16 protein-coding genes are annotated in these 22,282 nt (G+C 61.8%); 6 read left to right on the top strand and 10 right to left on the bottom strand.

Annotated elements, in window-relative coordinates; translation table 11 throughout:
* Position 1 precedes the first annotated feature (1 nt).
* The 3 genes from LU684_RS22435 (at position 2) to LU684_RS22425 (ending at position 3,179) form a co-directional block, all read left to right on the top strand.
* Positions 2–1,156, top strand: coding sequence for a hypothetical protein (locus tag LU684_RS22435; protein WP_016486689.1), 1,155 nt, complete (start codon positions 2–4; stop codon positions 1,154–1,156).
* A gap of 73 nt (positions 1,157–1,229) precedes the next feature.
* The gene (locus tag LU684_RS22430) at positions 1,230–2,348 is read left to right on the top strand and encodes a glycosyltransferase 61 family protein (protein WP_016486690.1); all 1,119 of its coding nucleotides are present in this window, start codon (positions 1,230–1,232) and stop codon (positions 2,346–2,348) included.
* A gap of 42 nt (positions 2,349–2,390) precedes the next feature.
* A complete protein-coding gene (locus tag LU684_RS22425; protein WP_095117148.1) occupies positions 2,391–3,179 on the top strand; it encodes an AraC family transcriptional regulator in 789 nt (262 codons plus the stop codon).
* On the opposite strand, the gene LU684_RS22420 is transcribed toward LU684_RS22425, so the two are convergent.
* A complete protein-coding gene (locus LU684_RS22420) occupies positions 3,172–3,753 on the bottom strand; it encodes a LysE family translocator (RefSeq protein ID WP_016486692.1) in 582 nt (193 codons plus the stop codon). The genes LU684_RS22425 and LU684_RS22420 overlap by 8 nt on opposite strands.
* A gap of 271 nt (positions 3,754–4,024) precedes the next feature.
* Here LU684_RS22420 and LU684_RS22415 point away from each other — a divergent pair, with 271 nt between their 5' ends.
* Positions 4,025–5,596 carry a TerC family protein gene (locus tag LU684_RS22415; protein ID WP_023048161.1) on the top strand — a complete coding sequence of 524 codons (1,572 nt, stop codon included), beginning with the start codon at positions 4,025–4,027 and terminating at the stop codon, positions 5,594–5,596.
* Here LU684_RS22415 and rarD read toward each other — a convergent pair.
* Complete coding sequence (gene rarD, locus LU684_RS22410) at positions 5,559–6,446, bottom strand: EamA family transporter RarD (protein ID WP_024717647.1); 888 nt, start codon at positions 6,444–6,446, stop codon at positions 5,559–5,561. The genes LU684_RS22415 and rarD overlap by 38 nt on opposite strands.
* A gap of 33 nt (positions 6,447–6,479) precedes the next feature.
* Positions 6,480–8,066, bottom strand: coding sequence for an EAL domain-containing protein (locus LU684_RS22405; RefSeq protein WP_016486695.1), 1,587 nt, complete (start codon positions 8,064–8,066; stop codon positions 6,480–6,482).
* A 299-nt stretch (positions 8,067–8,365) separates the two neighbouring features.
* Between LU684_RS22405 and hppD the strand changes: the two genes are divergently transcribed.
* Positions 8,366–9,442, top strand: coding sequence for a 4-hydroxyphenylpyruvate dioxygenase (gene hppD, locus LU684_RS22400; RefSeq protein WP_016486696.1), 1,077 nt, complete (start codon positions 8,366–8,368; stop codon positions 9,440–9,442).
* Positions 9,443–9,464: 22 nt separating this feature from the next.
* On the opposite strand, the gene LU684_RS22395 is transcribed toward hppD, so the two are convergent.
* Complete coding sequence (locus LU684_RS22395; RefSeq protein ID WP_016486697.1) at positions 9,465–10,271, bottom strand: CSS-motif domain-containing protein; 807 nt, start codon at positions 10,269–10,271, stop codon at positions 9,465–9,467.
* 132 nt (positions 10,272–10,403) lie between these two features.
* The gene (locus LU684_RS22390; RefSeq protein ID WP_016486698.1) at positions 10,404–11,090 is read right to left on the bottom strand and encodes a type 1 glutamine amidotransferase domain-containing protein; all 687 of its coding nucleotides are present in this window, start codon (positions 11,088–11,090) and stop codon (positions 10,404–10,406) included.
* A gap of 182 nt (positions 11,091–11,272) precedes the next feature.
* Here LU684_RS22390 and LU684_RS22385 point away from each other — a divergent pair, with 182 nt between their 5' ends.
* Positions 11,273–13,336 carry an ATP-binding protein gene (locus LU684_RS22385; protein ID WP_191087676.1) on the top strand — a complete coding sequence of 688 codons (2,064 nt, stop codon included), beginning with the start codon at positions 11,273–11,275 and terminating at the stop codon, positions 13,334–13,336.
* A gap of 6 nt (positions 13,337–13,342) precedes the next feature.
* Here the strand turns inward: LU684_RS22385 and LU684_RS22380 are convergent, their stop codons facing one another.
* The 5 genes from LU684_RS22380 to mexE form a co-directional block, all read right to left on the bottom strand.
* Positions 13,343–14,956: a response regulator gene (locus LU684_RS22380; RefSeq protein ID WP_232895050.1), complete on the bottom strand. Its 1,614-nt coding sequence runs from the start codon at positions 14,954–14,956 to the stop codon at positions 13,343–13,345.
* Between the two features lie 80 nt (positions 14,957–15,036).
* Complete coding sequence (locus LU684_RS22375) at positions 15,037–16,092, bottom strand: HEAT repeat domain-containing protein (RefSeq protein ID WP_016486701.1); 1,056 nt, start codon at positions 16,090–16,092, stop codon at positions 15,037–15,039.
* Positions 16,093–16,367: 275 nt separating this feature from the next.
* Positions 16,368–17,783: an efflux transporter outer membrane subunit gene (locus LU684_RS22370; protein ID WP_016486702.1), complete on the bottom strand. Its 1,416-nt coding sequence runs from the start codon at positions 17,781–17,783 to the stop codon at positions 16,368–16,370.
* Positions 17,780–20,959: an efflux RND transporter permease subunit gene (locus LU684_RS22365; RefSeq protein ID WP_232895049.1), complete on the bottom strand. Its 3,180-nt coding sequence runs from the start codon at positions 20,957–20,959 to the stop codon at positions 17,780–17,782. Before LU684_RS22365 ends, LU684_RS22370 begins: the two co-directional genes overlap by 4 nt.
* Before the next feature lie 12 nt (positions 20,960–20,971).
* The gene (gene mexE, locus LU684_RS22360; protein WP_016486704.1) at positions 20,972–22,213 is read right to left on the bottom strand and encodes a multidrug efflux RND transporter periplasmic adaptor subunit MexE; all 1,242 of its coding nucleotides are present in this window, start codon (positions 22,211–22,213) and stop codon (positions 20,972–20,974) included.
* Positions 22,214–22,282 lie beyond the last annotated feature (69 nt).

The raw sequence follows: 22,282 nt of genomic DNA, 5'->3' as shown, positions 1-22,282 counted from the left end.
AATGAAAGAGACCTTGACGGCTGTGGCGCGAAAGCTCCTGTCACCCTCCCAGCGCTACGAAATGAGGCTGTTGGCAAGCAAAGTGCGAGAAATGGCGGCGCGCGCCTGTTTCTGGCGCTGGGAAGTAGCGAGGTTTCGGCTACAGCAGGAGAGCCCCTACGAAATTCTTTACATCGGCCGCAAACAACAGCGGGAAATGGCCAAGCTGCTGATCGGCGGCAAGGGCCAGGGCAGTGCTTCGATCGTAGAAAGTGCAAGTGCCACGGCGGCTGCAAACCATGTAGTGGTCATCAGCGAAATACCCTCGTCTGGGGCGCTGTCAGTGCCGCATTACCTGAGCGCTGTAGTACCGTTGGGCCGCTCGCTGGAGGACATCACGGCGCGCTACGACAGCGAACTGCGGCGCAGCATCCGCAAGAACCGCCCGCTCTACCAGATGCGACAAGCCCTGTCGGACGACGAGATCGCCATGGCAGACCGCGAGCTGCTGCGCCCCTATGCCACCGCCAGGCAAGGTATCCATGCTGCGCAGTTCCCCACGGAAGAAGTGTTCCGCATTGCCAAAAGCGTCGGCCGGCTCGACCTGATTACCTTGGGTGATGAAGTGATCGGCTGCCACTTGGGTTGTGAAGTGGTACGCGGGGGCAAGCGGTACTGGAGCACGTTGCGTTTCGGCTACTGCGAGGCAGTGTTCAGTGATGCCAAGAGGTTGCGTGAGGTGAATTCGATCACCACCTTCATGGCGCTTGAGTGGGCACTGCAGCAGGGCTTCGATTACTACGACATCGGGCTGTGCCTCGCGCGCCCGGACGACGGCCTGCTGAAATGGAAGCGCCGTCGCGGGGGAGACATCGACTCGTTGGGCAACCATGCCTATCTGTTTGTCCGCTTGCCAAAGACCGGCACAGCCAAGTTCTTGTGGGATACGCCGATGTTCGCAGTGGAGGGCAACAAACTCACGCTGCACTTGGGGTTGCCGGATGGCCCGAGCGATGAGGAGGTTGCCAGCCGATACCACGAGATGGTGTTTGGGGGGCTGCACAAGATTTATCTCTACGGTGGCAATGGTGCGGGTGAGCCCTTCGTGGAAACCCTGCGCAGCCGTTATGCCAGCGTGCAGTCACCGCCGACCATGGAAAGAGTCACGTGCAACTGAGTGACTGCCAGGGATGCATTGATCTGGCGCTCTACGCCAGGGTTTAAACTTCGTCATCAGGGGAGGACGCTTCATGGGGAGCGACATCTCGCAGTTCAGTGCATCGTCCGCGGCCAAGCAGCACACCTGGACCTTGGCCGCCTATCGTTACATGGCGCGCAAGCGGCTGGGCAAGAATACCGCCATCGACCTCAAGAGCATCGCCACCAGGAGTTGGGACATTGCTCCAGGCGAAACCACTGTGTCCCCGGCGGCCATTTTCCTGCCTGGCCAGCTGGAACGGGTAACGGGCTGGGAGGGCAAGCGTTTTTACCCCTACGTGCACCCCGCTCGCACCATGGAGGGTGGCATCAGCACATTGCAAGGGCCAACCCGCGGCTACCTGATCAAGGATGTGTGGCTGGTCGATGGTGCGTTGTACAAAGGCAAGGCCAGCCACTGGCTGTCGCTCAAGCCAAGTACCTTCCCGACCATCATCGTTGACAACGAAATAGACCGCGCGGCCATCTACTGCACGCAAAACGGCAATTCGTGGTTCGGCACCTGGCTGATGGAAGATTGCCCAACCTATGCGCTGGCCTGCAATGAGGGCATACCGGTGACCACCGCACCCTCGGCCAGATACCCGCTGTTTACCCAGGCCCCGGCCTATGAAGACTGGCTGGGCATGAAGCCCCTGCGCCTGCGCAGTGCGTTTTTCCGTGAGCTGGTGCTGTTCGATGATCAGGGCAACAACCGCAGCCGGCATGCCCGCTACCGGGCCATGGGGGATAAATTGCTGTCGCACGTGCCGCATGCCCCACATCCTGGCGTGTTCCTGCTGCGTGGCGGCGACGGCGACCTGCGCTTGTTGCGTAATGAGCTGGAGCTTGCCGAGCACCTGCGTGTCACCCGCGGTTTCCGTGTTGTGAACCCGCTCAAGTCCGATGTGCCGAGTATTGTTGCAGCCTGCGCCGGGGCAAAAGTGGTCATTGGCGTGGAGGGCAGCCAATTGGTGCATGGGGTAAATGTGCTGCAGCCCGGTGGTAGCCTGCTCACCTTGCAGCCGCCTGACCGGTTTGTGAGCTACTACAAATACCTGACCGATCGCGACCATCAGCATTTCGCTTTTGTGGTCGGGATTCCGGATGGCGATGGTTTCCGGATCGATATCGAAGAGGTGGAGCGCACGCTGGACCTGCTTCCACGGTAAACGTGTAGTATCGGTGAATGTCAGCATCAAGTGGGCAAGGGGATGATCGAGGTTTCGCGGTTCTGGCGTGATCATGCATTGCCCTTTGTCGAAGCCCGGCGGGTAGGGGACGGGCGCCAGGTGTGCTACGCCGCGCACTCCCATGAGAGCTTTTCAATCGGCGTGATCACGGGTGGGCGAAGTACCTACCTCAACGGCGACCTGCGCATCCAGGTAGGGGCCGGTACCACCGTGCTGATGAACCCGGGTGTTGTGCATGCCTGCAACCCCATCGACGCTGAGCCCTGGTCTTACCTGATGCTGTTCGTCGATATGTCCTGGCTACAGGCGCAAGGCTTTAAATTGCCTACGCAGACCTGGAGCAGCTCGCCTGCGTTGTACCAGCGGTTGTTGCAGGGGTTCGCTGACCTGTTCGATGCGGGCGTGCCTGATCGGGAAGGCCGCTTGGCAGAACTGTTTGGCGCATTGCCGGACTTTCTCGGCGCCAACGCCCAGGCGAGGGCCGAAGGCAACCCGCGGCTGAGCGCGGCAGCAGCGTTCATACGTGCTCATCGCACCGATCCACTGAGCCTTGAAGATATCTGCACAGCGTGCGGCCTGTCGCGCGCCTATCTGATTCGAGCCTTCCGCCAACATTATGGGCTGACACCGCATGGCTACCTGCTCGACCAGCGTGTTCAGCTGGCCAGGGCGCAGTTGCGTCAGGGGCGGGCGATTGCCGAGGTTGCGCAGGAGGCCGGGTTTGCAGACCAAGCGCACTTGCAGCGGGCTTTCAAAAAGCATCTGGCGGCGACGCCGGGTCATTATCGGAATGCGGCTGGCGTCAGATAACCAGGTAGACAGCACTGCCCACCAGCAACACCGCCAACCCTCGATTGAGCAGGCGCAGGTGCCGTGGGTTGCCCAGGTACTGGCGAACCACGCTGCCAGCCCATGCCCAGCTGGCCACCGAAATGAAACAGATCGGCCCGTAGATCCAGGTGAACAACCACAGCAAGTGCTGCTCACCACCGGTATAAGCGCCGACCCCGGCCACTGCTGCCAGCCAGGCCTTGGGGTTCAGCCATTGCATCGCCGCGCCTTGCCAGGCCGAGGGGGCGGGTGTCGAGTGCATGCCGGTCAGCTGGCCATCATCGCGCGCAAGTTTCCACGCCATGTACAGCAGAAACGTTACCCCGCCCCAGTGCAGCAGCTGGCCCATCAGCGGCCAACGCACCAGCAGCTGGTGCAAGCCCAGCCCGACCAGCACCAGCAACAGGCAGAAACCCAGCGTGGCGCCAGCCACATGTGCCAGGCTGGCGCGTAGGCCATGGTTGGCGCCGCTGCTCAGGGCAATGATGTTGACCGGGCCGGGGGAAATTGACGCCGCCAGTGCGAAGGCGGCCATGGACATGGACAGGCTCATGAGAAAGATCCGGTGGAGGGAAGGAGCCATGATTTTCAGCTGTTGGCGGTCGACGGTATTGAAGAAAAGTACCTACAAAAATACAGACTCAAATTCCTTTAAGGTTTTGAAATAGTTTTGCGCTATCAGATAAACCTGCTGTGCTTGTACGATTCTTGTCCCAATTTGCTATCAAGGTCTATATGAGCACCTTCGCGGAGCCCCCCAGTTTCTGGCCTTTCAGGCCGTCCCCCCTCCGTCCTCGTGACGCTTCGCTCGTGAGTACCCGCTAATGGAATGGCTAGCCGACCCCACGGCCTGGCTAGGCCTGTTGACGCTTATCGTCCTCGAGCTGGTGCTGGGTATCGACAACCTGGTGTTTATCGCCATTCTGGCCGACAAGCTGCCGCCCCATCAGCGAGACCGCGCGCGGGTGATCGGCCTGAGCCTGGCGTTGATCATGCGCCTTGGCCTGCTGGCCAGCATTTCGTGGATGGTCACCCTGACTGCGCCGCTGTTCGAGGTGTTCGACAAGAGCTTCTCGGGCCGTGACCTGATCATGCTGTTCGGCGGTGTGTTCCTGCTGTTCAAGGCCACCATGGAGCTGCACGAGCGCCTGGAGGGCCATGTCACCCAGGCAAGTGGCACGCTGCGCCATGCCGCATTTTGGCCTATCGTCGCTCAGATCGTGGTACTGGATGCTGTGTTCTCGCTGGATGCGGTGATCACGGCGGTGGGCATGGTCGAAGAGCTGTCGGTGATGATGATCGCGGTGATTTTCTCGATCGGTATCATGATCGTTGCCAGCAAGCCGCTGACCCGCTTCGTCAACGCCCACCCCACGGTGATCATGCTGTGCCTGGGCTTCCTGATGATGATTGGTTTCAGCCTTACCGCCGAGGGCCTGGGCTTCCATATCCCGAAAGGCTACCTGTACGCAGCGATCGGCTTCTCGATCCTGATCGAGCTGTTCAACCAGTTGGCGCGTGCCCGTCGCAAGCGCAGCTTGCAGCAGCACAGGCCGCTGCGTGAACGCACCGCACATGCCGTGCTGCGCATGCTGGGCGGCCGCCGGGTCGAGGCTGACGAGGTGGGCGAGGAAATCGCCGACATGGTTGAGGGTGGCGAGGAACAGGTGCTGTTCGACCGCCGTGAACGGATAATGATCAGTGGCGTACTTAACCTGGCCGAGCGGCCTATCCGAACGGTGATGACCGCACGTGCCGAAGTCGATGTGATCGACCTGGCGCAGCCGGCCGAAGCCATCACGCAGGCATTGGCCAATTCGCCATACTCGCGCCTGCCGTTGATTCGTGATGGCCGTGTCGACGAACCGCTGGGCTTCGTGCACAAAAAGGAGCTGCTCAAGGAGTTGTTGTCGGGCAGCCAGCCGGACCTGGAAGGCATGGCACGGGCGCCGTTGAACCTGCTGGAGAGCTTCAGCATCCTCAACGCCCTGGAGCAGATGCGTGGTCAGTCGACCCACATCGCCTTCGTGATCAACGAGTTCGGTGACTTCACCGGCCTGTTGACCATGACCGACATTCTTGAATCGATTGCCGGTGAGCTGCCAGATGCCAGCGAAGTTGAAGGCCCTGGCATTGTCCAGGAGGGTGAAGGCTTTGTGGTGAGCGGTGCACTGAACCTGAGCCAGGTACAGGCACGTACCGGCTTCAGTGCACGTGCCACCGACGATTACCAGACCCTCGCGGGCCTGGTCATGAGCCTGCTCGATCGCCTGCCGATGGTGGGTGACCGCCTGGCGTGGAATGGCTGGACGCTCACCGTGGAAGCGGTTGAAGAGCGGCGGGTGCGCCAGGTTCGGCTTATACCGAGCGGCGACGCTGGCGCAGCAGGTGCTTGAAGCCTTCGAGCACCAGTACCAGCACCGCGGCCCAGATCGGCAGGTAAGTCAGCCACTGATCCGGGCCGATGGTTTCACCCAGCAGCAGCGCGACCCCCACCAGTAACACCGGCTCGACGTAGCTGAGCAGGCCGAACAGGCTGAATGGCAGCAAGCGGCTGGCCAGCACGTAGGCGATCAGGGCTGAGGCGCTGATCGCCCCAAGGACGGGGATCAAGGCATAAAGGCCTGGGTGGGCCTGCAGGTCGCCAGACGACAGCGGGCCCTGGATCACGAAGTAGAGCGCCCATGGCAGCAGCAGGCACATGTCGCACCACAGGCCACCCAGGTGGTCAGTGCGGCAACGCCGGCGCAGTACGAAATAGATCGGGTAGCCGATCGTCACCAGCAGGGTCTCCCAGGCAAAACTGCCATTTTGGTAGAGCTCGTGGCCTACGCCCAGCGCGGCGCAGGCCACGGCGACCTTTTGCAGCCGCGACAGGCGCTCGCCATACACCAGCCGCCCGGTCAGGACCATGGCCAGCGGCAGCAGAAAGTAGCCCATCGACACTTCCAGGCTGCGCCCGTGCAGGGGGGCCCAGAGGAAGAGCCACAACTGCACGCCCATTAACCACGACGTACCGACCATGCCCAGCAACAGCACTGGCGTACGTTTTACCCGGGCCAGCAGCTCGCCTACCCGTTTCCAGTCTTTCGAGACAAGCATGAACAAGGTGAGGCAGGGCAGTGTCAGCAGGGTGCGCCAGCCAAAGATCTCTTCGCCATCGAGTGGCGTGAGCAGCGAGGTATAGAAGTACATCACAGCGAACAAACAGGACGCCATGACCGATGAAACAATGCCTTTTGACACGAGTGCCTCGAATAGGGGAGTTGAGCGGCTGGATCAGCCGCGCATGATCTCAGGGGGCGCGTCTTGCGGCAACCGTGACGCGCCCGGATGTGCGGTCAGTGCCTCAAGGAACTGCGCCGCCGGCATGGGCCTGGCGAACAGGTAGCCTTGCTGGAAGTCCACGTCATGGCGGGCCAGGTAGTCGCGCTGGGTGTCGGTTTCGACACCTTCGGCAACGATGCCAAGGCCAAGTTTGGCTGACAGCTCGATGATGGTTTCGAGAATGTGCAGCGACAGCGCGTCGCCGCCGATCATGGCGACGAAGCTTTGGTCGATTTTCAGGTAGTCGACCTTGAACTGGCGCAGGTAATTGAGGCTTGACTGCCCGGTGCCAAAATCATCAAGTGCAATCATCACCCCCATGGCATGCAGCTTCTCGAACAGTTCCAGGGTCACGGGGGTGGGTTCGATCAGCTTGCGCTCGGTCAGCTCCAGGGTCAGCACCACCCGGCCGGGCGGAAAGTGCTGCAGGAAGGTGCGGCAGTCGTCCAGCAGGCGCAAGTCACGGCAGTGGTCGGCGGTAATGTTGACCCCGATGTGGAAACCGTCCCCCAGCAGCCCGGCATAGGGCGCGAGGCTCTGGGCAGTGTGCATCATCAGCGATCGGGTCATCGCGACTATCTGCCCGCTGTGCTCGGCATAGGGAATGAACAGGTCAGGGCGGACCAGGCCTTCTCGTGGGTGGTTCCAGCGCATCAGCACTTCGGCACCGGCCCAGCGGTAATCGCCCTTGCGCACCACCGGCTGGAAGTACGGCAGGAATTCGTCTGCCTGCAGGGCCCGATCCAGTTCGGCGCGGGGTGAGGTGGCGCGGCGAATCTGCCAGCGGCAAGCCAGTGCGGCCACGGCACCCAGCACCAGCAGCAGGCTGAGCAGGGCAGGGTAGTGGCTGCGCAGCAGCTGTCCTTGCTTGTCGGCGCTGTAGCCGCCTTGCACGCTGAACGGGTAACGCGTCGAGCCCAACAGCACATTGGCGCTTGCGGCCGCAGGGGGCACGCCTTTGTGTACCACGCCATCCTTGCCCATCCAGGCATCGCCCACGCGTATTTGCAGGTCTTCATCGGGGCCGATCAGGCGCAGTGCTGTCAGCAGGTGGTCGCCATCGACCGTGGTGATTGCGCCGTGGTCGCCGTCGCTGGCGCGGTACACCAATAGCGGATGCCCCGGGGTGACTGAGTTGCCGTCCATCAGCCACAGTTTGCCGTCTGTGTAGTCGCTAGCGTTGACCGGCTCGTCGAATTCGCCGAACAGCGAGGTGCAATAAAGGTTGTTGTGCCTGAACAGGTTGGTCGAGCGTACGAAGGCATTGCGAGTTACCTGGGCACGCAGCATAAGCTTGGCCTGGTCGCAAGGGAGGGTAGTCAGGGGCAGGAGCGCATTGGCAGCGCCGGACAGGTTGTCGAGGATGCGTTCGAGATGCTCCACCGCTTGGCGTGTGGTGGCCTGGCTGTTGGTCTGCATCTCGCGCTCGACCTGCCAGTTCATCACGGCAAGGCCGCACAATACCGGCAGCACGCCGACGACCCAGGGCAGCAGGTTGCGCCAGCCCAGGCGGGCGCGGCGTTTAGCGGTAAGGGGCATGCTGGAATAATCTGTGTTGAGGGTAACGAGAGAATAGCCGCTTGTCGGAACGGGGGGGCAACTAAAACGCGACAAACGATTTTACGCAATGTAGAATCCATTTACGAATACAACAATAAGGTCCTTCAATTCCGAAGGATCAAGCCCGCCGAGAATGGGTCCATATGACATACCATGGGTTCAAGCTGATCATAGGTGACTACCTCGCCCGCAGCGTGCGTGGTATCCCTTGCTCCCCGCCATTTCTGTTCTACATCCCGCGCAATCTATAATTTTTCGCTGCAGATGAGGACACGAACATGGCTGATATCTTTGAAAATCCAATGGGCCTGATGGGTTTCGAATTCATCGAACTGGCTTCGCCTACCCCTGGCGTACTCGAACCGGTGTTCCAGATACTGGGCTTCACCAAGGTGGCTAGCCACCGTTCCAAGGATGTGCACCTGTACCGCCAAGGTGGCATCAACCTGATCCTGAACAACGAACCCAAGAGCATCGCCTCGTACTTTGCCGCCGAACACGGCCCGTCGGTGTGCGGCATGGCGTTCCGCGTGCGCAATGCCCATGAGGCCTATGCCCGAGCTCTGGAACTGGGCGCCCAGCCGGTGGAAATCGAAACCGGCCCGATGGAACTGCGCTTGCCGGCGATCAAAGGCATCGGTGGCGCGCCGCTGTACCTGATCGACCGCTTCGACGAAGGCAGCTCGATCTACGACATCGACTTCAACTTCATCGAAGGTGTGGACCGCAACCCGGTGGGTGCCGGCCTGAAGATCATCGACCACCTCACCCACAACGTGTACCGCGGGCGCATGGCCTACTGGGCTGGCTTCTACGAGAAGCTGTTCAATTTCCGCGAGATCCGCTACTTCGATATCAAGGGTGAATATACCGGCCTGACGTCCAAGGCCATGACGGCTCCCGATGGCATGATCCGTATCCCGCTCAACGAAGAATCGTCCAAGGGCGCCGGGCAGATCGAAGAGTTCCTGATGCAGTTCAACGGCGAAGGTATCCAGCACGTGGCCTTCCTTACCGACGACCTGCTCAAGACCTGGGACGCCCTGAAAGGCTTCGGCATGCGCTTCATGACGGCGCCGCCGCAAACTTACTACGAAATGCTCGAAGAGCGGTTGCCTGGCCATGGTGAGCCGGTCGACCAGTTGCAAGCTCGCGGTATCCTCCTCGATGGTGCGTCTCAACCTGAAGACAAGCGCCTATTGTTGCAGATTTTCTCGGAAACCCTGCTCGGCCCGGTGTTCTTCGAGTTCATCCAGCGCAAAGGGGATGATGGCTTTGGCGAAGGCAACTTCAAGGCATTGTTCGAATCCATCGAGCGCGACCAGGTACGCCGTGGCGTGCTGAGCACCGACTGAACCTGCTGGAGGGGCGCCGCCATCATGCATGCTCGGTGGCCGCCCCACGCCTGTGGGCCCGTGCCCTGAACAAACCCAGGTAGACAATCGAGGCGGTTGCGATCCCTACCAGCGTCAATGATGGAACGATCTGCATCATCGACTGGTGGATTTCCTGTGCGGTGAAGCCCTCGGCGTAACCGCCTTTTACCCTGTATCCATACCTGGAAGACACCGCGCTTGCAAAGAACTCGGACTGCGAGGGGCGCTGTGCGTCACGGCTGTCGCCTTGGCTCCAGATGTAGCGGTCGTCGAACTCCAGCAGCAGTGTCAGCCCATCCTGAAAACCATCCAGTTCGCTGCGTAGCTGGGTGGCATAGGCGGTCACGATCACGCTACCGTTCATGCCCTGCAAGTGATAGTTGACAACCAGCTTGCGGCGTTTGTCGGGTTGCCCGTAGGACAGTTCGACCTGTTTGCCGGACAAGGCAAAGGACGATAGGTCTTCCAGGGAATCTGAAGTACTGCTGCAATAGGCCTTGTTACTTTCGACCAGGGTAAGCGACCTGAGCATGGAGCGGCTCATGACCTGTTCCTGCAGCATTTTTTTGACGCTGTCGCAAGCTTGGCCTGCAAGCGGCAGGGTACGCTGGGCAGCTTCATGCATGCGGTTCAGTGCCTGGTCAACGCTGAATACCGCCTCCTTGACTGAGATGGTCGCGTTTTCCGCAAGCTTCATTTCCAACTGGACAATCATCACCAGCAAACCTGAAACCACAGGCACCAGGGCCACCGTAGCAAGTAGCAGCAGCTCCCGCAGGCGACGCCCGGCGTGCATGATTTTCAACATAGCGCAATCGCTCTCCGGCCTAGCTGTTCGAGGTGTACAGCTGAGCCATGAGCCTAAGCGTTCATTTGATCGGCCGGCTGTAGTCCGCGTGCAGTTTGCGGGGCAGGAAAACCAAAAGGCTGATGTAAGGCTTTATCTACCGTCGAGTTTTGCCAGTACTTTGTCCGCGAGCAGTGCAGTGGAGGCAGGGTTCTGCCCGGTGATCAGCTGACCATCCCCGATCACGTAGGGTTTCCACGGGTCCTCATGTTTGCTGTATACCCCACCACGGCCACCTAGCTCGTTTTCTGTCAGGAACGGCACTATGTTGTCCAGTTCGACCAGTTTTTCCTCAATATTTGAAAACCCGGTCACCTTACGGTCTTTAAGCAGCAGGCTGTTGTCGCTGAGCTTGATATTGAGCAGGCCGACTACGCCGTGGCAGACCGCGGCAACGATACCCCCTTTCTCGTAGATCCTGCGTGCCACCTCTTGCAGCGGCTGGTTATCGGCGAAGTCGTACATCACACCGTGGCCGCCGGTGTAGTAGATGACGCTGTATTCGTCGGCTTTTACCTGGCCAGGGCTCAAGCTTGTGCCCAGCCGCGTCATGAAACGCTTGTCGTCATACCATTGCCAGTCCAGGTCGGGGGCCATCTGCAGGCTGTGTGGGTCGACAGGGACGTAGCCACCCTCAGGGCTTACATAATCGACCGTGTAGCCGGCCTTTTCGACTTTTTCGACAAAGTGCACCGCTTCACCCAGCCACAGCCCGGTCGCCCGATTCAAGGTCGGATACTTGGCTGTATTGGTCAGCACTACCAGCATTTTCTTGCTCATGACCATGCTCCTGTCGGCAACCTGAATGGGCCGTTGCTCCCTGGCCCAGGGGAAAACCTAATCAGCATAGCTGCCAGGCGCAAGTCCGCCATCGTGCGCAGCTTGTGCTGTGCTAACGTGAACGAACCCCTCCGGGGCAGCCTCGGAACCGAGGTAATCTACGCATTGCTGGAGTAACGCTATTGCCCGCACACGGTACGCCGCGCAAGCCTGCGCGGGAGCTCACCTTGAAAACGCCCGTATCGGCACCGCTCGATCTGATGAGCCAACGAATTGCGCAGTTCGACTGGGGGCACACATCACTTGGGCCGTTGCCACGTTGGTCGGCCTCGTTGCGCATTGCCGTCGACATGATGCACTCGTCACCGTTTCCTTGCGCAGTGGTCTGGGGGGCAGACCTCTGCGTGGTGCACAATGATGGCTACCGGGCGCTGCGGGCCGCCAGGCCGGATGCGCTGGGCAATGCGTTCGATGCGCTCTGGAGTGACCTCTGGGAGGCGATGGGGCCCTGGGTATTCAAGGCGCTTGAAGGGCGTTCGAACTTTGTCGAGGACCAGCCCCTGCTCGTCTGCGTCGAAGGCAGCGAGCCGCTGTGGTGCGCGTTCGGTTATGCACCCCTGCGCGATGAATTTGGAAACGTGGCGGGGTTTCTGCACAAGGTGATCGAGACCACGGCCAGCGTGGAGGCGTACCATCATTGGCGTGAGCAGGTGCAGGGCTATGAACGACAGATAGCGCGCCATGTGGCCGAGCGCGAGCAGATCTGGCAACTGTCCCCGGATGCAATGATGACGGTTACCCCTGAGCTCAAGCTGCATGCCGTCAACCCCGCCTGGTACCGCATTCTGGGCTGGTCCGAGGAGCAGGTTCACGATGTGCCGGTGCTGGAGCTGGTGCATCCGGCGGATCGCGCCGAGGTACAAGTGGCAGTCTCCGGGTTCCTGCAATACCGCAATACCGAGCAACTGGAGACGCGCTTGCGTCACTGCGATGGCCATTATCACTGGTTCCGCTGGAGTGCCCGGTTCAATGGCAGCCTGTTGACGGCAGTCGGTCGGGATATCACCGAAGACCGCGAAGAGGCCGCGCGTAAGTCTGAAGCGCTGATGCGCAATAGCGAACGCATGGAGGTGGTTGGCCAGTTGGCCGGCGGCATGGGCCATGAGATGAACAACCTGCTGTCTGGCATCGGTGGCAGCCTGGAACTGCTGCAGCGGCGCCTTCAGGATGGCCGCCTGGAGCGTGTTGACGCCTATTTGGAGGTCGCTCGCGAATCGGTCTTACGTGCCATGGAACTGACCCATCGCCTGCTGGCATTCTCTCGGCATCAACCGCTTGCACCCAAGCCCCTGGACTTCAACCGGCAGTTGCGGCTAAGCGAGCCGTTGCTATTGAAGACGCTGGGCGCAGAGATGCGCTTGCACTGGCAACTGGATGTCGCGCCGTGGGCCGTATGCCTTGACGTTACCCAACTTGAAAATGCCTTGGTCAACCTCTGCGCCAATGCCCGGGAGGCCTGCCTGGAACGTGGCAATGTCACTGTACGCAGCGTCAACGAGCGGTTGACGGCCAGCTTCCCTGATGAAAATGGGCTGCCGCCAGGCGACTACGTTGCCTTGCATGTGGAGGACGACGGCCACGGCTTTTCGACGCGAGACATTGCCAGGGCTTTTGAGCCGTTCTTCACCACCAAGCCCATCGGCCGTGGTTCCGGGCTTGGGCTATCGATGGTGTATGGTTTTGTCGGTCAATCGGGGGGATACGCCTGGATCGAGTCGAGCCCGAATCAGGGGGCCAGGGTTTCCATGCTTTTCCCAAGGTGCCACGACCCGGCACCCGAAGCGCCGAAGCCAGTGCAACGTTCCCAGCGCATGGCCCAGGGTGAGCGCCTGTTACTGGTCGATGACGAGCTGAACTTGCGTGCCGTGATGCGCGAGTACCTGACTGAACGCGGTTTTGTGGTCACTGATGCGAGTGACGCCAATGCTGCGCTGGAGCGCTTTCGCCTTGATGGCCCCTTCGACCTGGTGATTACCGACATCGGTTTACCCGGCGGCTTCAGTGGCCGGCAAGTGGCCAAGGCCATGCGCATGCAGCTTCCTTCGCAGAAGATCCTGTTCATCACCGGCTACGCTGACCATCCCGTTGAAGCGCAGCTGCTTGATCAGCCGGGAACGGCATTGATGAACAAGCCGTTTTTGCTGGCGGACCTTGCCGATCAGGCGCTAAGCATGCTCGAACAATGACGGGTTTCAGGGGCGGCCCAGAATCTGCGTGACCTGCGTCTGCAAGTCTTTCAGTTCGAATGGTTTGCAGATCAAGTGCATGCCCGTGCCCAAAAAACCCTCGCGGGCCATGGCCGTTTCCGCGTAGCCGGTGATGAACAGCACGGGCAAATGTGGATGCAGGCTGCGGGCAATTTCGGCCAGTTGACGGCCATTCATACCGGGCAGGCCGATGTCGCTGACCAGCAAATCCACGGGTTGAGAGGAGCGCAACACCTTGAGCCCTTGGGTGGCGTTGGCCGCGCTGCGGCAGGGGAAGCCGCTCTCACGCAGTGCCTGGCACAACAATTGGCGCACATGGGGGTCGTCTTCGACCACCAGCACGTGACGGCCCCGGCTCTCCTGCACAGGTATCGGCTTGCTTGGTGCCGTTGCCTGGCCGATATGGCGCGGCAGGTACAGGTCTACCCGAGTGCCCAGGCCAATCTGGCTGTGCAGTGCGAGATGCCCGTGAGACTGCCTGCTGAAGCCGTAGACCATCGACAGGCCGAGGCCGATACCCTGGCCGATCGCCTTGGTACTGAAAAACGGCTCGAAAGCGCGCTCAAGGGTGCTTTGCGCCATGCCCTGGCCGTCATCGATGATGCTCAGGCGCAGGTAGTCACCAGGACACAGAGCTCCACTGGTGAACTGCTTGCTGGGGATATGCTGGTTGCTTGCCTCGACTCGCAGCTGGCCGCCACTGGGCATGGCTTCTGAGGCATTGAACAGCAGGTTGTCGAGGGCTTCCTGCAACTGTTTGGCATCAGCTTCTACGGGCCACAGGTCTTTGGCGGTATGCACGTGTAACGTTATGGCAGGGTTGAGGCAGGTTTTCAGGCGTTTCACCTCGAGCAGGCCGTGCAGGTCGACACGCTGGCTGTTCAGCGATTGACGGGAGGAGAAGGCCAGCAAGCGGTGGGTCACGCGAGCGGCGCGTGTTACTGCCTCACGTCCCATCCGCAGTACGCTGTCAAGGCCATCGCTGCGGCCTTGATGCAGGCGCCGTTCAATCAGTTCGAAGCTGCCGCCAATGCTGGTAAGCAGGTTATTGAAGTCGTGAGCAACACCCCCGGCCAGTTGGCCAATGGCTTCCATCTTGCGGGTCTCGTAGCAGGCGAACTCGCTGGGTTTGTGTTCCTTCTCTGGCGGCACTCCCAGTGTGTTCAGGCGCTGCTGCAGGTCGTGCAACTGGTCGCGTGCAGCGTATTGCCGTCGTCGGTTGCGCAAGGCGGATCGGGTCATGTGCAGCAGTTGGTCGTTGTCGAACGGGGCGACCAGCAGCAAAAGATTGCCCACTGGGTGGTTGCCTGCACAAGCGGCCGACCAGGCACCCTGCATGAGCAGCACGATGGGCAGGTCCGACCAGCTCTGTTGCTGGTCGATGAATGCTTGCAGCAACGCACTGGGGCCGTTGTCGAACACTTGCTCGGCAATGATTGCCAGGCCTGCGCCTTCTGCCAGGCAAGTCTGCAGGTTGGACAGGTCAACGGTGCACAGGCTATTGATGCCGGCTGAGGCGAGCAGGCGCGAGGTATCCGCCGCTAATGGCGGGGGTGCCAGGATCAAGGCACGTTCATCCAGCGCCAATGAATGGGACAAAACGACTCTCCTGCAGGGGTGGCCTGATACCCACTGGACCCTTGGTAAACGGCCTGGGTTCAACAATAGTCAGATATTGCCTATAGGCCTTGCTGCAGTGCGGGGTCGTCCGGGTTCTGCCGTTCCAGCTCGGCCAATAGCACTTGAACGTTCTGCAATTGCCCGGTCTCTTTCCAGTACTGGATCAGCAGCACTCGAGCGCGGCGGTTGGCCGGCTCCCGGTTGAGCACGGTTTCCAGCTGCTTTTGGGCTGCGTCGAGTTGTTCCAGTTCGTGGAGAGTGACTGCCAGCGTATAGCGGTAATCGGCGTTGTCCGGGTCCAGTTCGACGGCGCGGGACAAGGCAAGCAAGGCGTATTCACGTTGCTCGTGGCGGATCAGCCAGAGCCCAAGCTCGTACTGCAGGAAGGCTGAGTCGGGGCTGAGTGCCAAGGCTTTGCCCAGTACCTGGCGCGAGGCATCGTGCTGGCCCTGACGCTCCAGCAAACGCACCTGGGTGGCCAAGGCGTCAAGGTTGCCGGGTGCAACGTCCAGCGCGCGCTGCAGGGCCGCGGCTGCCTGGGCGTAGTCGTTTTCGTGCAGGTACAGGCGGGCCAGGTGTACCTGGGCGTCGGCATCCTCGGGTTGTTGCTCGAGCGCCTGCTGGTAGTGTTCAAGGGCTGCCTGCAACGGGCCGAAGTACAGGCCGATAGCATCGGGGTCGAGGCCTAGCAGCGCATCCACGGCAGCAAAGCGCACGCTTTGTTCGTCGTCGTCCAGCAGTGGGCCGAGCACCAGGCTGCGCTGCGCCGCCGGCAGCAGGCGGCGGATACCGGAAATGGCCGCACGGCGCACCAGCGGGTCGGCATGCTCCAGGTCCTGGCGGGCGAGTTTCAATGCCTGGGGGGAGGGGTAGTTGGGTAACTCGGCATACAGTGCAGCGCGGCGGATAGGGGGCAGGTCGTCGCGTTGCAATTGCTGGTACAGCACGCGCGCAGCGCCGGGTTGGCCGTCATGGGCCTGGCGCAGCGCCTTGGCATAGCTGTGTGCAGGCAAGGTCGGCGGGGCTGGCTGCTCATCGCGCCACAGGTAACCGAACAGGGCCGATACCAGGATCAACAGCAGCAGGGCGATCAGGTAGCGGTTGCGTCTGTGCATCGGACGGTCCGTGGTGGCGGGAAGGGCAGAGCTTGGGCCAGCCGGGGGGCAAATGCAACCGAGTGCAGGCACCAAGGCGGTCGCGCGTATCTCGCAGGTTTCGATTGGCCCGAAACAAACGTAGGAGCGAGCGCAGCTCGCGATGCGCCGCGCGGGCGGCGCTCGATCTCGCAGGCGCTGAAAATTCAACGACATAAAAAAGCCCCGCCGACCAAGGCCTGCGGGGCAAACGGTTGGGGGAGGAGCCAACCAAAGGAGTCGTTTGAACGGGTGTATCAGCGTGCGCTGGCCACCGTCTGCGGTTGCCAGCCGCCGCCCAGGGCTTTGTAGATGGAGACGATGCCGCGGTATAGATCGACCTCCCCCTGGGCCTGCGCATCCTCAGCGCTCAGCCGCTCGCGCTCGGCGTCGAGCAGTACCAGGTAGTCCACCGTGCCTTCGCGATAGCGAATCGAGGCCAGCTCCGCTGCCTTGCGGCTGGCGTCGCTCTGGCGCATCAGCGACAGCAGGCGCTGCTGGGTCTTGTCGTAATCGCTGAAGGCGTTGGCCGACTCTTCCAGGGCCAGCAATACCTGCTGTTCGTAGTTGGCCAGAGCCCCTTCGGCATCGGCTTTGGCACCGCGCAGGCGGGCCCGCACGCTGCCCAGGTCGAAGGCCGCCCAGGTAATGCTGGGGCCCAACGCCCAGGCATTGGCTGCCGAGGAGCCGATCTGCGAGCCGCGAGCGGCGGTAAAGCCAAGGAAGCCACTGAGGCTGACGCGAGGGAACAGGTCTGCCGTGGCCACGCCGACATTGGCGGTGGCGGCAGCCAGCTGGCGTTCGGCGCTACGGATGTCCGGACGACGGCGTAGCAGCTCCCCCGGGTCGCCCACCGGCAATGCCTTGGCGATGGCCGGCAGGGCCTTGGGCGACAGGTCTACGCTGAGCGCGTCAGGGCGCTGGCCGAGCAGGGTGGCGATGCGGTGCCGCGCCCGGGCCTGTTCGGCCTGCAGTTGCGGCACGGTGGCTTCGACCCCGGCGAGGCGTGCATCGGCACGCACGACATCGAGGTCGTTGCCCACACCGGCATCGCGCAGGGTTTCGGTAATGGTCCGCGACTCCTGCTGGGTCTTGAGGTTTGCCAGGGCGATTTTCTCGCGCAGTTGCGCACCGCGCAGCTGCCCATAGGCATCGACCAATTCGGCGATCAGGCTGACCTGCAACTGTTGCAGGTCGGCGGCAGCTACCGCTTCCTGGGCCTCGCTGGCTTCGATCTGACGCTGGATGCGGCCGAACAGGTCAAGCTCCCAGGCCATGTCCAGGCCCAGGTCGTAGCGCTCGCTGTTCACCCGCTGTGTGGTCTGGCCGGGGATCTGGCCCTTGCCGATGTCGCTGCTGGCGCGGCTGGTCACGACCGGGAACTGGTCGTTCTCGGCGTCTTCGCGGATCGAACGGGCGGATTTCAGACGGGCGAAGGCCACGCGCAAGTCACGGTTGCCGTCCAGCGAAGCCTGCACCAGCTGGTTGAGCACCGGGTCGTCGAACTGCTTCCACCACAGGCTTTCGAAGCGGCTACGGTCATAAGCTTTGGCCTGCACATCACTGTTCAGTTGTGCAGGTTCGGTGGCCGGGGCCTGGTAGTCCGGGCCTACCGCACAGGCCGCCAGGGCCAGTGCCAGCAGGCTTGGGGTCAGGGGTTTGAGCAGGTTCATGCATGGTTCTCCAGCACTTGAGCGTGTTCGGCCTTGCGGGCCTGGCGGCGCTCGACGAAACGGCGGATCAGGAAGAAGAACACCGGGGTCAGGAACAGGCCGAACACGGTCACGCCAATCATCCCCGAGAACACTGCCACACCCATGGCATGGCGCATTTCCGAGCCGGCACCGGAGCTGAACACCAGCGGAACCACACCCATGATGAAGGCAATCGACGTCATCAGGATCGGCCGCAGGCGCAGGCGGCAGGCTTCCAGTACCGCAGCCAGCGGATCAAGGCCTTTGGCCTGCTCATCCTTGGCGAACTCGACGATCAGGATCGCGTTCTTGCACGCCAGGCCCACCAGCACGATCAGTCCGATCTGGGTGAAGATGTTGTTGTCGCCACCTGACACGATCACACCGGTAATGGCCGACAGCAGGGTCATCGGTACGATCAGGATCACCGCCAGCGGCAAACTCCAGCTTTCGTACTGGGCGGCCAGCACCAGGAACGCCAGCAGCACGCACAGAGGGAACACCAGCAGCGCGGTGTTACCCGAGAGGATTTGCTGGTAGGTCAGGTCGGTCCACTCGAAGGTCATGCCGTTGGGCAGTTCCTCTTTCAGCAACTTCTCGATGGCAGCTTCGGCCTGGCCAGAGCTATACCCCGGGGCTGCTGCACCGTTGATTTCTGCGGTGATGAACCCGTTGTAATGCATGACGCGGTCTGGCCCGGAGGTGTCGCTGACCTTGAGGAAGGTCGCCAGCGGAATCATCTCGCCGAGGTTGTTGCGCACTTTCAACTGGCCGATCTGCTCGGCATCGAGGCGGAACTGCTGCTCAGCCTGGACGTTGACCTGGTACGTGCGGCCAAAGCGGTTGAAGTCATTGGTGTACAGCGAGCCCAGGTAAACCTGCAAGGTGTCGAAGATGTCGGTGATCGCCACGCCGTGGGTCTTGGCCTTTTCCCGGTCGATGGCGGCATCAACCTGCGGCACGTTGACCTGGTAGCTGGTGAACAGGCCCGCCAGCTCCGGCACGTTGTGGCTTTTGGCGATGATGTTCTGGGTTTCTTTGTACAGCGCTTCGTAACCCAGGTTGCCACGGTCTTCGATTTGCAGGCGGAAGCCGCCGATTGTGCCCAGGCCCTGTACTGGCGGCGGCGGGAAGATCGCGATGTAGGCGTCCTGGATATCGGCGAACTGGGCATTGAGTGCAGCCGCGATGGCAGCGGCCGACTGGCTCGGGTCCTTGCGCTCATCAAACGGCTTGAGCGGGGTGAACACAATGCCGCTGTTCGGGCTGTTGGTGAAACCGTTGATCGACAGGCCAGGGAAGGCCACCGAGTCGGCCACGCCAGGTTGCTTCAGGGCAATTTCGCTCATGCGCTTGATCACCGCCTCGGTACGGTCGAGGCTGGCGGCGTCAGGCAACTGGGCAAAGGCCACCAGGTACTGCTTGTCCTGGGCCGGCACGAAACCGGTCGGCGTGGACGAGAAGCCGAGGTAGGTCAGGCCCATCAGGCCGGCATAGACGAACAGGGCGATGCTGCTGGAGCGGATGACACGGCGCACGCCACCCACGTAGCGGTGGCTGGCGCGGTCGAAGAAACGGTTGAACGGGGAGAACAGCCAGCTGCCCAGCAGCTTGTCGAGGAACCGTGAGAAACGGTCCTTGGGCGCATGGTGGTCCTTGAGCAGCACGGCAGCCAGGGCCGGCGACAGGGTCAGCGAGTTGAACGCCGAGATCACGGTGGAAATGGCGATGGTCAGGGCGAACTGCTTGTAGAACTGCCCGGTAAGGCCCGAAATGAAGGCCGCAGGGACGAACACGGCGCACAGCACCAGGGCGGTGGCAATGATCGGCCCGGTCACTTCGCTCATGGCTTTTTGCGTGGCTTCCAGCGGTTTAAGGCCCAGCCCGATGTTGCGCTCGACGTTTTCCACCACGACGATGGCGTCGTCCACCACAATGCCAATGGCCAACACCAACCCAAATAGCGACAAGGCGTTGAGCGAGAAGCCAAACAGGTGCATCACCGCAAAGGTACCGATCAACGATACCGGCACAGCCAGCAACGGGATGATCGAGGCACGCCAGGTCTGCAGGAACAGGATGACGACCAGCACGACCAGCACCAGGGCTTCGAACAGGGTGTGCACGACTGCTTCGATGGAGCCGCGCACGAAGATGGTCGGGTCATAGACGATGCTGTAGTCCATCCCTTCAGGGAAGTCCTTCTTCAGCTCGGCCATTTTCGCCCGCACTTCATCGGAGATCTCGATGGCGTTGGAGCCTGGGCGCTGGAAAATCGGGATCGCCACCGCTGGCTGGTTGTTCAGCAGCGAGCGCAAGGCGTACTGGCTGGAGCCGAGTTCGACCCGGGCGATATCTTTCAGGCGCGTGATCTCGCCATCGGCACCGGCACGGATGATGATGTTTTCGAACTCTTCCTCGTTGACCAGACGGCCCTGGGTGTTGATCGACAGCTGGAAGCTGGTGGAACCGGGGGCGGGCGGGGCGCCCAGCTGGCCGGCGGCCACCTGGCGGTTCTGCTCGCGGATGGCCGCGACCACATCGCTGGCGGTGAGGTTGCGCGAAGCGGTCTTGTTCGGGTCCAGCCACACGCGCAGCGAGTAGTCGCCCATGCCGAACAGCTGCACATCGCCAACGCCGCCCAGGCGTGCCAGCTCGTCCTTGATGTTGAGGATGGCGTAGTTGGACAGGTAGAGCATGTCGTAGCGGTTGTCCGGTGAGGTCAGGTGCACGACCATGGTCAGGTCGGGCGAGGCCTTGTCAACGGTGATACCGATACGCGTCACTTCTTCAGGCAGCTTGGGCTGGGTACGGGTGACGCGGTTCTGCACCTGCACCTGGGCGTTGTCCAGGTCGGTACCCAGGGCGAAGGTGATGGTCAGCGTCAGCTTGCCGTCCGCGGTGGACTGGGAAGACATGTACAGCATGTTCTCCACACCGGTAATGGCCTGCTCCAGCGGCGCGGCAACGGTTTCGCCAATGACTTTGGGGTTGGCGCCCGGGAAGTTGGCACGCACCACCACGGTGGGCGGCACCACCTCGGGGTATTCACTGATCGGCAGCTGGAACAGCGAGATCGAACCCGCAATCAGCAGCACCAGCGACAGCACCGCGGCGAAAATCGGCCGGGTAATGAAGAATTTCGAGAAGTTCATCGGTAGGTTCCCTTAACCGCGTGGCGCCTGGGCGCTGGCGACTTTCACGTTGTTGCCCGCCACCTTCGGCGCCGGGTTGCTGGCCTCCAGTGCCTGGCGCTGCTGGGCGAGGGCAGCGAGGGTCTGTTCGCTGGCCATCTGGGTTTCTTCCGGGGTGACCGGCGAGCCTGGGCGCACGCGCTGCAGGCCCTTGACCACGATGCGGTCATCCTTGCCCAGGCCGCTGCGCACGATGCGCAGGCCTTCCAGCTTTGGCCCCAGTTCCACGGCGCGGTAGGCGGCCTTGTTGTCCTTGTCCATGACCAGCACGAACTTCTTGCCAAGGTCGGTGCCCACAGCTTCGTCATTGATCAGCACGGCGTCGTACTGCGCGCTGCCCACCAGCTTCAGGCGTGCGTACAGCCCCGGGGTGAACTGGCCGTCGCGGTTGTCGAAGACTGCACGGCCGCGGATGGTGCCGGTGCGCGGGTTCACCTGGTTGTCGACGAAGTTCATCTGGCCCAGGTGCGGGTTGCCGGTTTCGTTGGTCAGGCCCAGGTACACGGGGGTGCTCTGGCCACGCTGGCCTTCGCGCGCCAGCTGGGTGTACTTGAGGTACACGCGCTCGTCGGCGTCGAAGTAGGCGTAGACCTTGTCGGTGGACACCACGCTGGTCAGCGGGGTGACATCGGCAGTGACAATGTTGCCGGCAGTGAACTGGGCGCGGCTGACGCGGCCACTGATAGGCGCGGTGACGCGGGTAAAGCTGAGGTTCAGGCGCGCCAGGTCGAGTTGCGCCTGGATCGCGTCGACGCCGGCGCGGGCTTCGGCGGCAGCGCTGCTACGCGATTCTGCAAGCTCGGCAGAAATGGCGTTGCTGTCGCGCAGGCGCTCGCCACGGCGGGCTTCGTTGGCGCTGCGAATGGCGGTGGCTTTGGCTTGTTGCAGTTGGGCTTCGAGGCGGCGGACTTCAGCCTGGAACGGGCGCGGGTCGATCTGGAACAGCAGGTCGCCTTTTTTGACCTGGGCGCCTTCGGTGAAGGCGACCTGATCGATCTGGCCAGCGACCCGCGGGCGAACTTCGACCGTTTCCGGGGCTTCGAGGCGGCCGGTGAATTCGTCCCATTCGTTGATCGGTTGCTCGATCACCTTGGCCACAGTGACCTTCGGCGCGGCGGGAGCCTGCACGGCGTCTGGGGTTCGACCGCAAGCGCTGATCACCACCACTGCCAAGGCAGCGAGGGGAAAGCGCAAGGGTTTGAGAGATTGTTCCATGGAGAACTCCGCCAATGTATTAGTAGTGGGCGGAGTGTGAGTGTCTTGCGCGTGAGGCACGAATCGAAC

Source organism: Pseudomonas sp. NMI542_15 (genome assembly GCF_021283425.1).
Lineage (GTDB): Bacteria > Pseudomonadota > Gammaproteobacteria > Pseudomonadales > Pseudomonadaceae > Aquipseudomonas > Aquipseudomonas fortuita.
The sequence above is the reverse complement of the archived record's forward strand: the minus strand, read 5'-3'. Positions and strand labels throughout refer to the sequence as shown.

Bases quoted from the DNA above. Each gene is read 5' to 3' on its own strand.
- LU684_RS22435 (WP_016486689.1), top strand. From the start codon at position 2: ATGAAAGAGACCTTGACGGCTGTGGCGCGAAAGCTCCTGTCACCCTCC.
- LU684_RS22430 (WP_016486690.1), top strand. From the start codon at position 1,230: ATGGGGAGCGACATCTCGCAGTTCAGTGCATCGTCCGCGGCCAAGCAG.
- LU684_RS22425 (WP_095117148.1), top strand. From the start codon at position 2,391: ATGATCGAGGTTTCGCGGTTCTGGCGTGATCATGCATTGCCCTTTGTC.
- LU684_RS22420 (WP_016486692.1), bottom strand. From the start codon at position 3,753: ATGAGCCTGTCCATGTCCATGGCCGCCTTCGCACTGGCGGCGTCAATT.
- LU684_RS22415 (WP_023048161.1), top strand. From the start codon at position 4,025: ATGGAATGGCTAGCCGACCCCACGGCCTGGCTAGGCCTGTTGACGCTT.
- LU684_RS22405 (WP_016486695.1), bottom strand. From the start codon at position 8,066: ATGCCCCTTACCGCTAAACGCCGCGCCCGCCTGGGCTGGCGCAACCTG.
- hppD (WP_016486696.1), top strand. From the start codon at position 8,366: ATGGCTGATATCTTTGAAAATCCAATGGGCCTGATGGGTTTCGAATTC.
- LU684_RS22395 (WP_016486697.1), bottom strand. From the start codon at position 10,271: ATGTTGAAAATCATGCACGCCGGGCGTCGCCTGCGGGAGCTGCTGCTA.
- LU684_RS22390 (WP_016486698.1), bottom strand. From the start codon at position 11,090: ATGAGCAAGAAAATGCTGGTAGTGCTGACCAATACAGCCAAGTATCCG.
- LU684_RS22375 (WP_016486701.1), bottom strand. From the start codon at position 16,092: ATGCACAGACGCAACCGCTACCTGATCGCCCTGCTGCTGTTGATCCTG.
- LU684_RS22370 (WP_016486702.1), bottom strand. From the start codon at position 17,783: ATGAACCTGCTCAAACCCCTGACCCCAAGCCTGCTGGCACTGGCCCTG.
- LU684_RS22365 (WP_232895049.1), bottom strand. From the start codon at position 20,959: ATGAACTTCTCGAAATTCTTCATTACCCGGCCGATTTTCGCCGCGGTG.
- mexE (WP_016486704.1), bottom strand. From the start codon at position 22,213: ATGGAACAATCTCTCAAACCCTTGCGCTTTCCCCTCGCTGCCTTGGCA.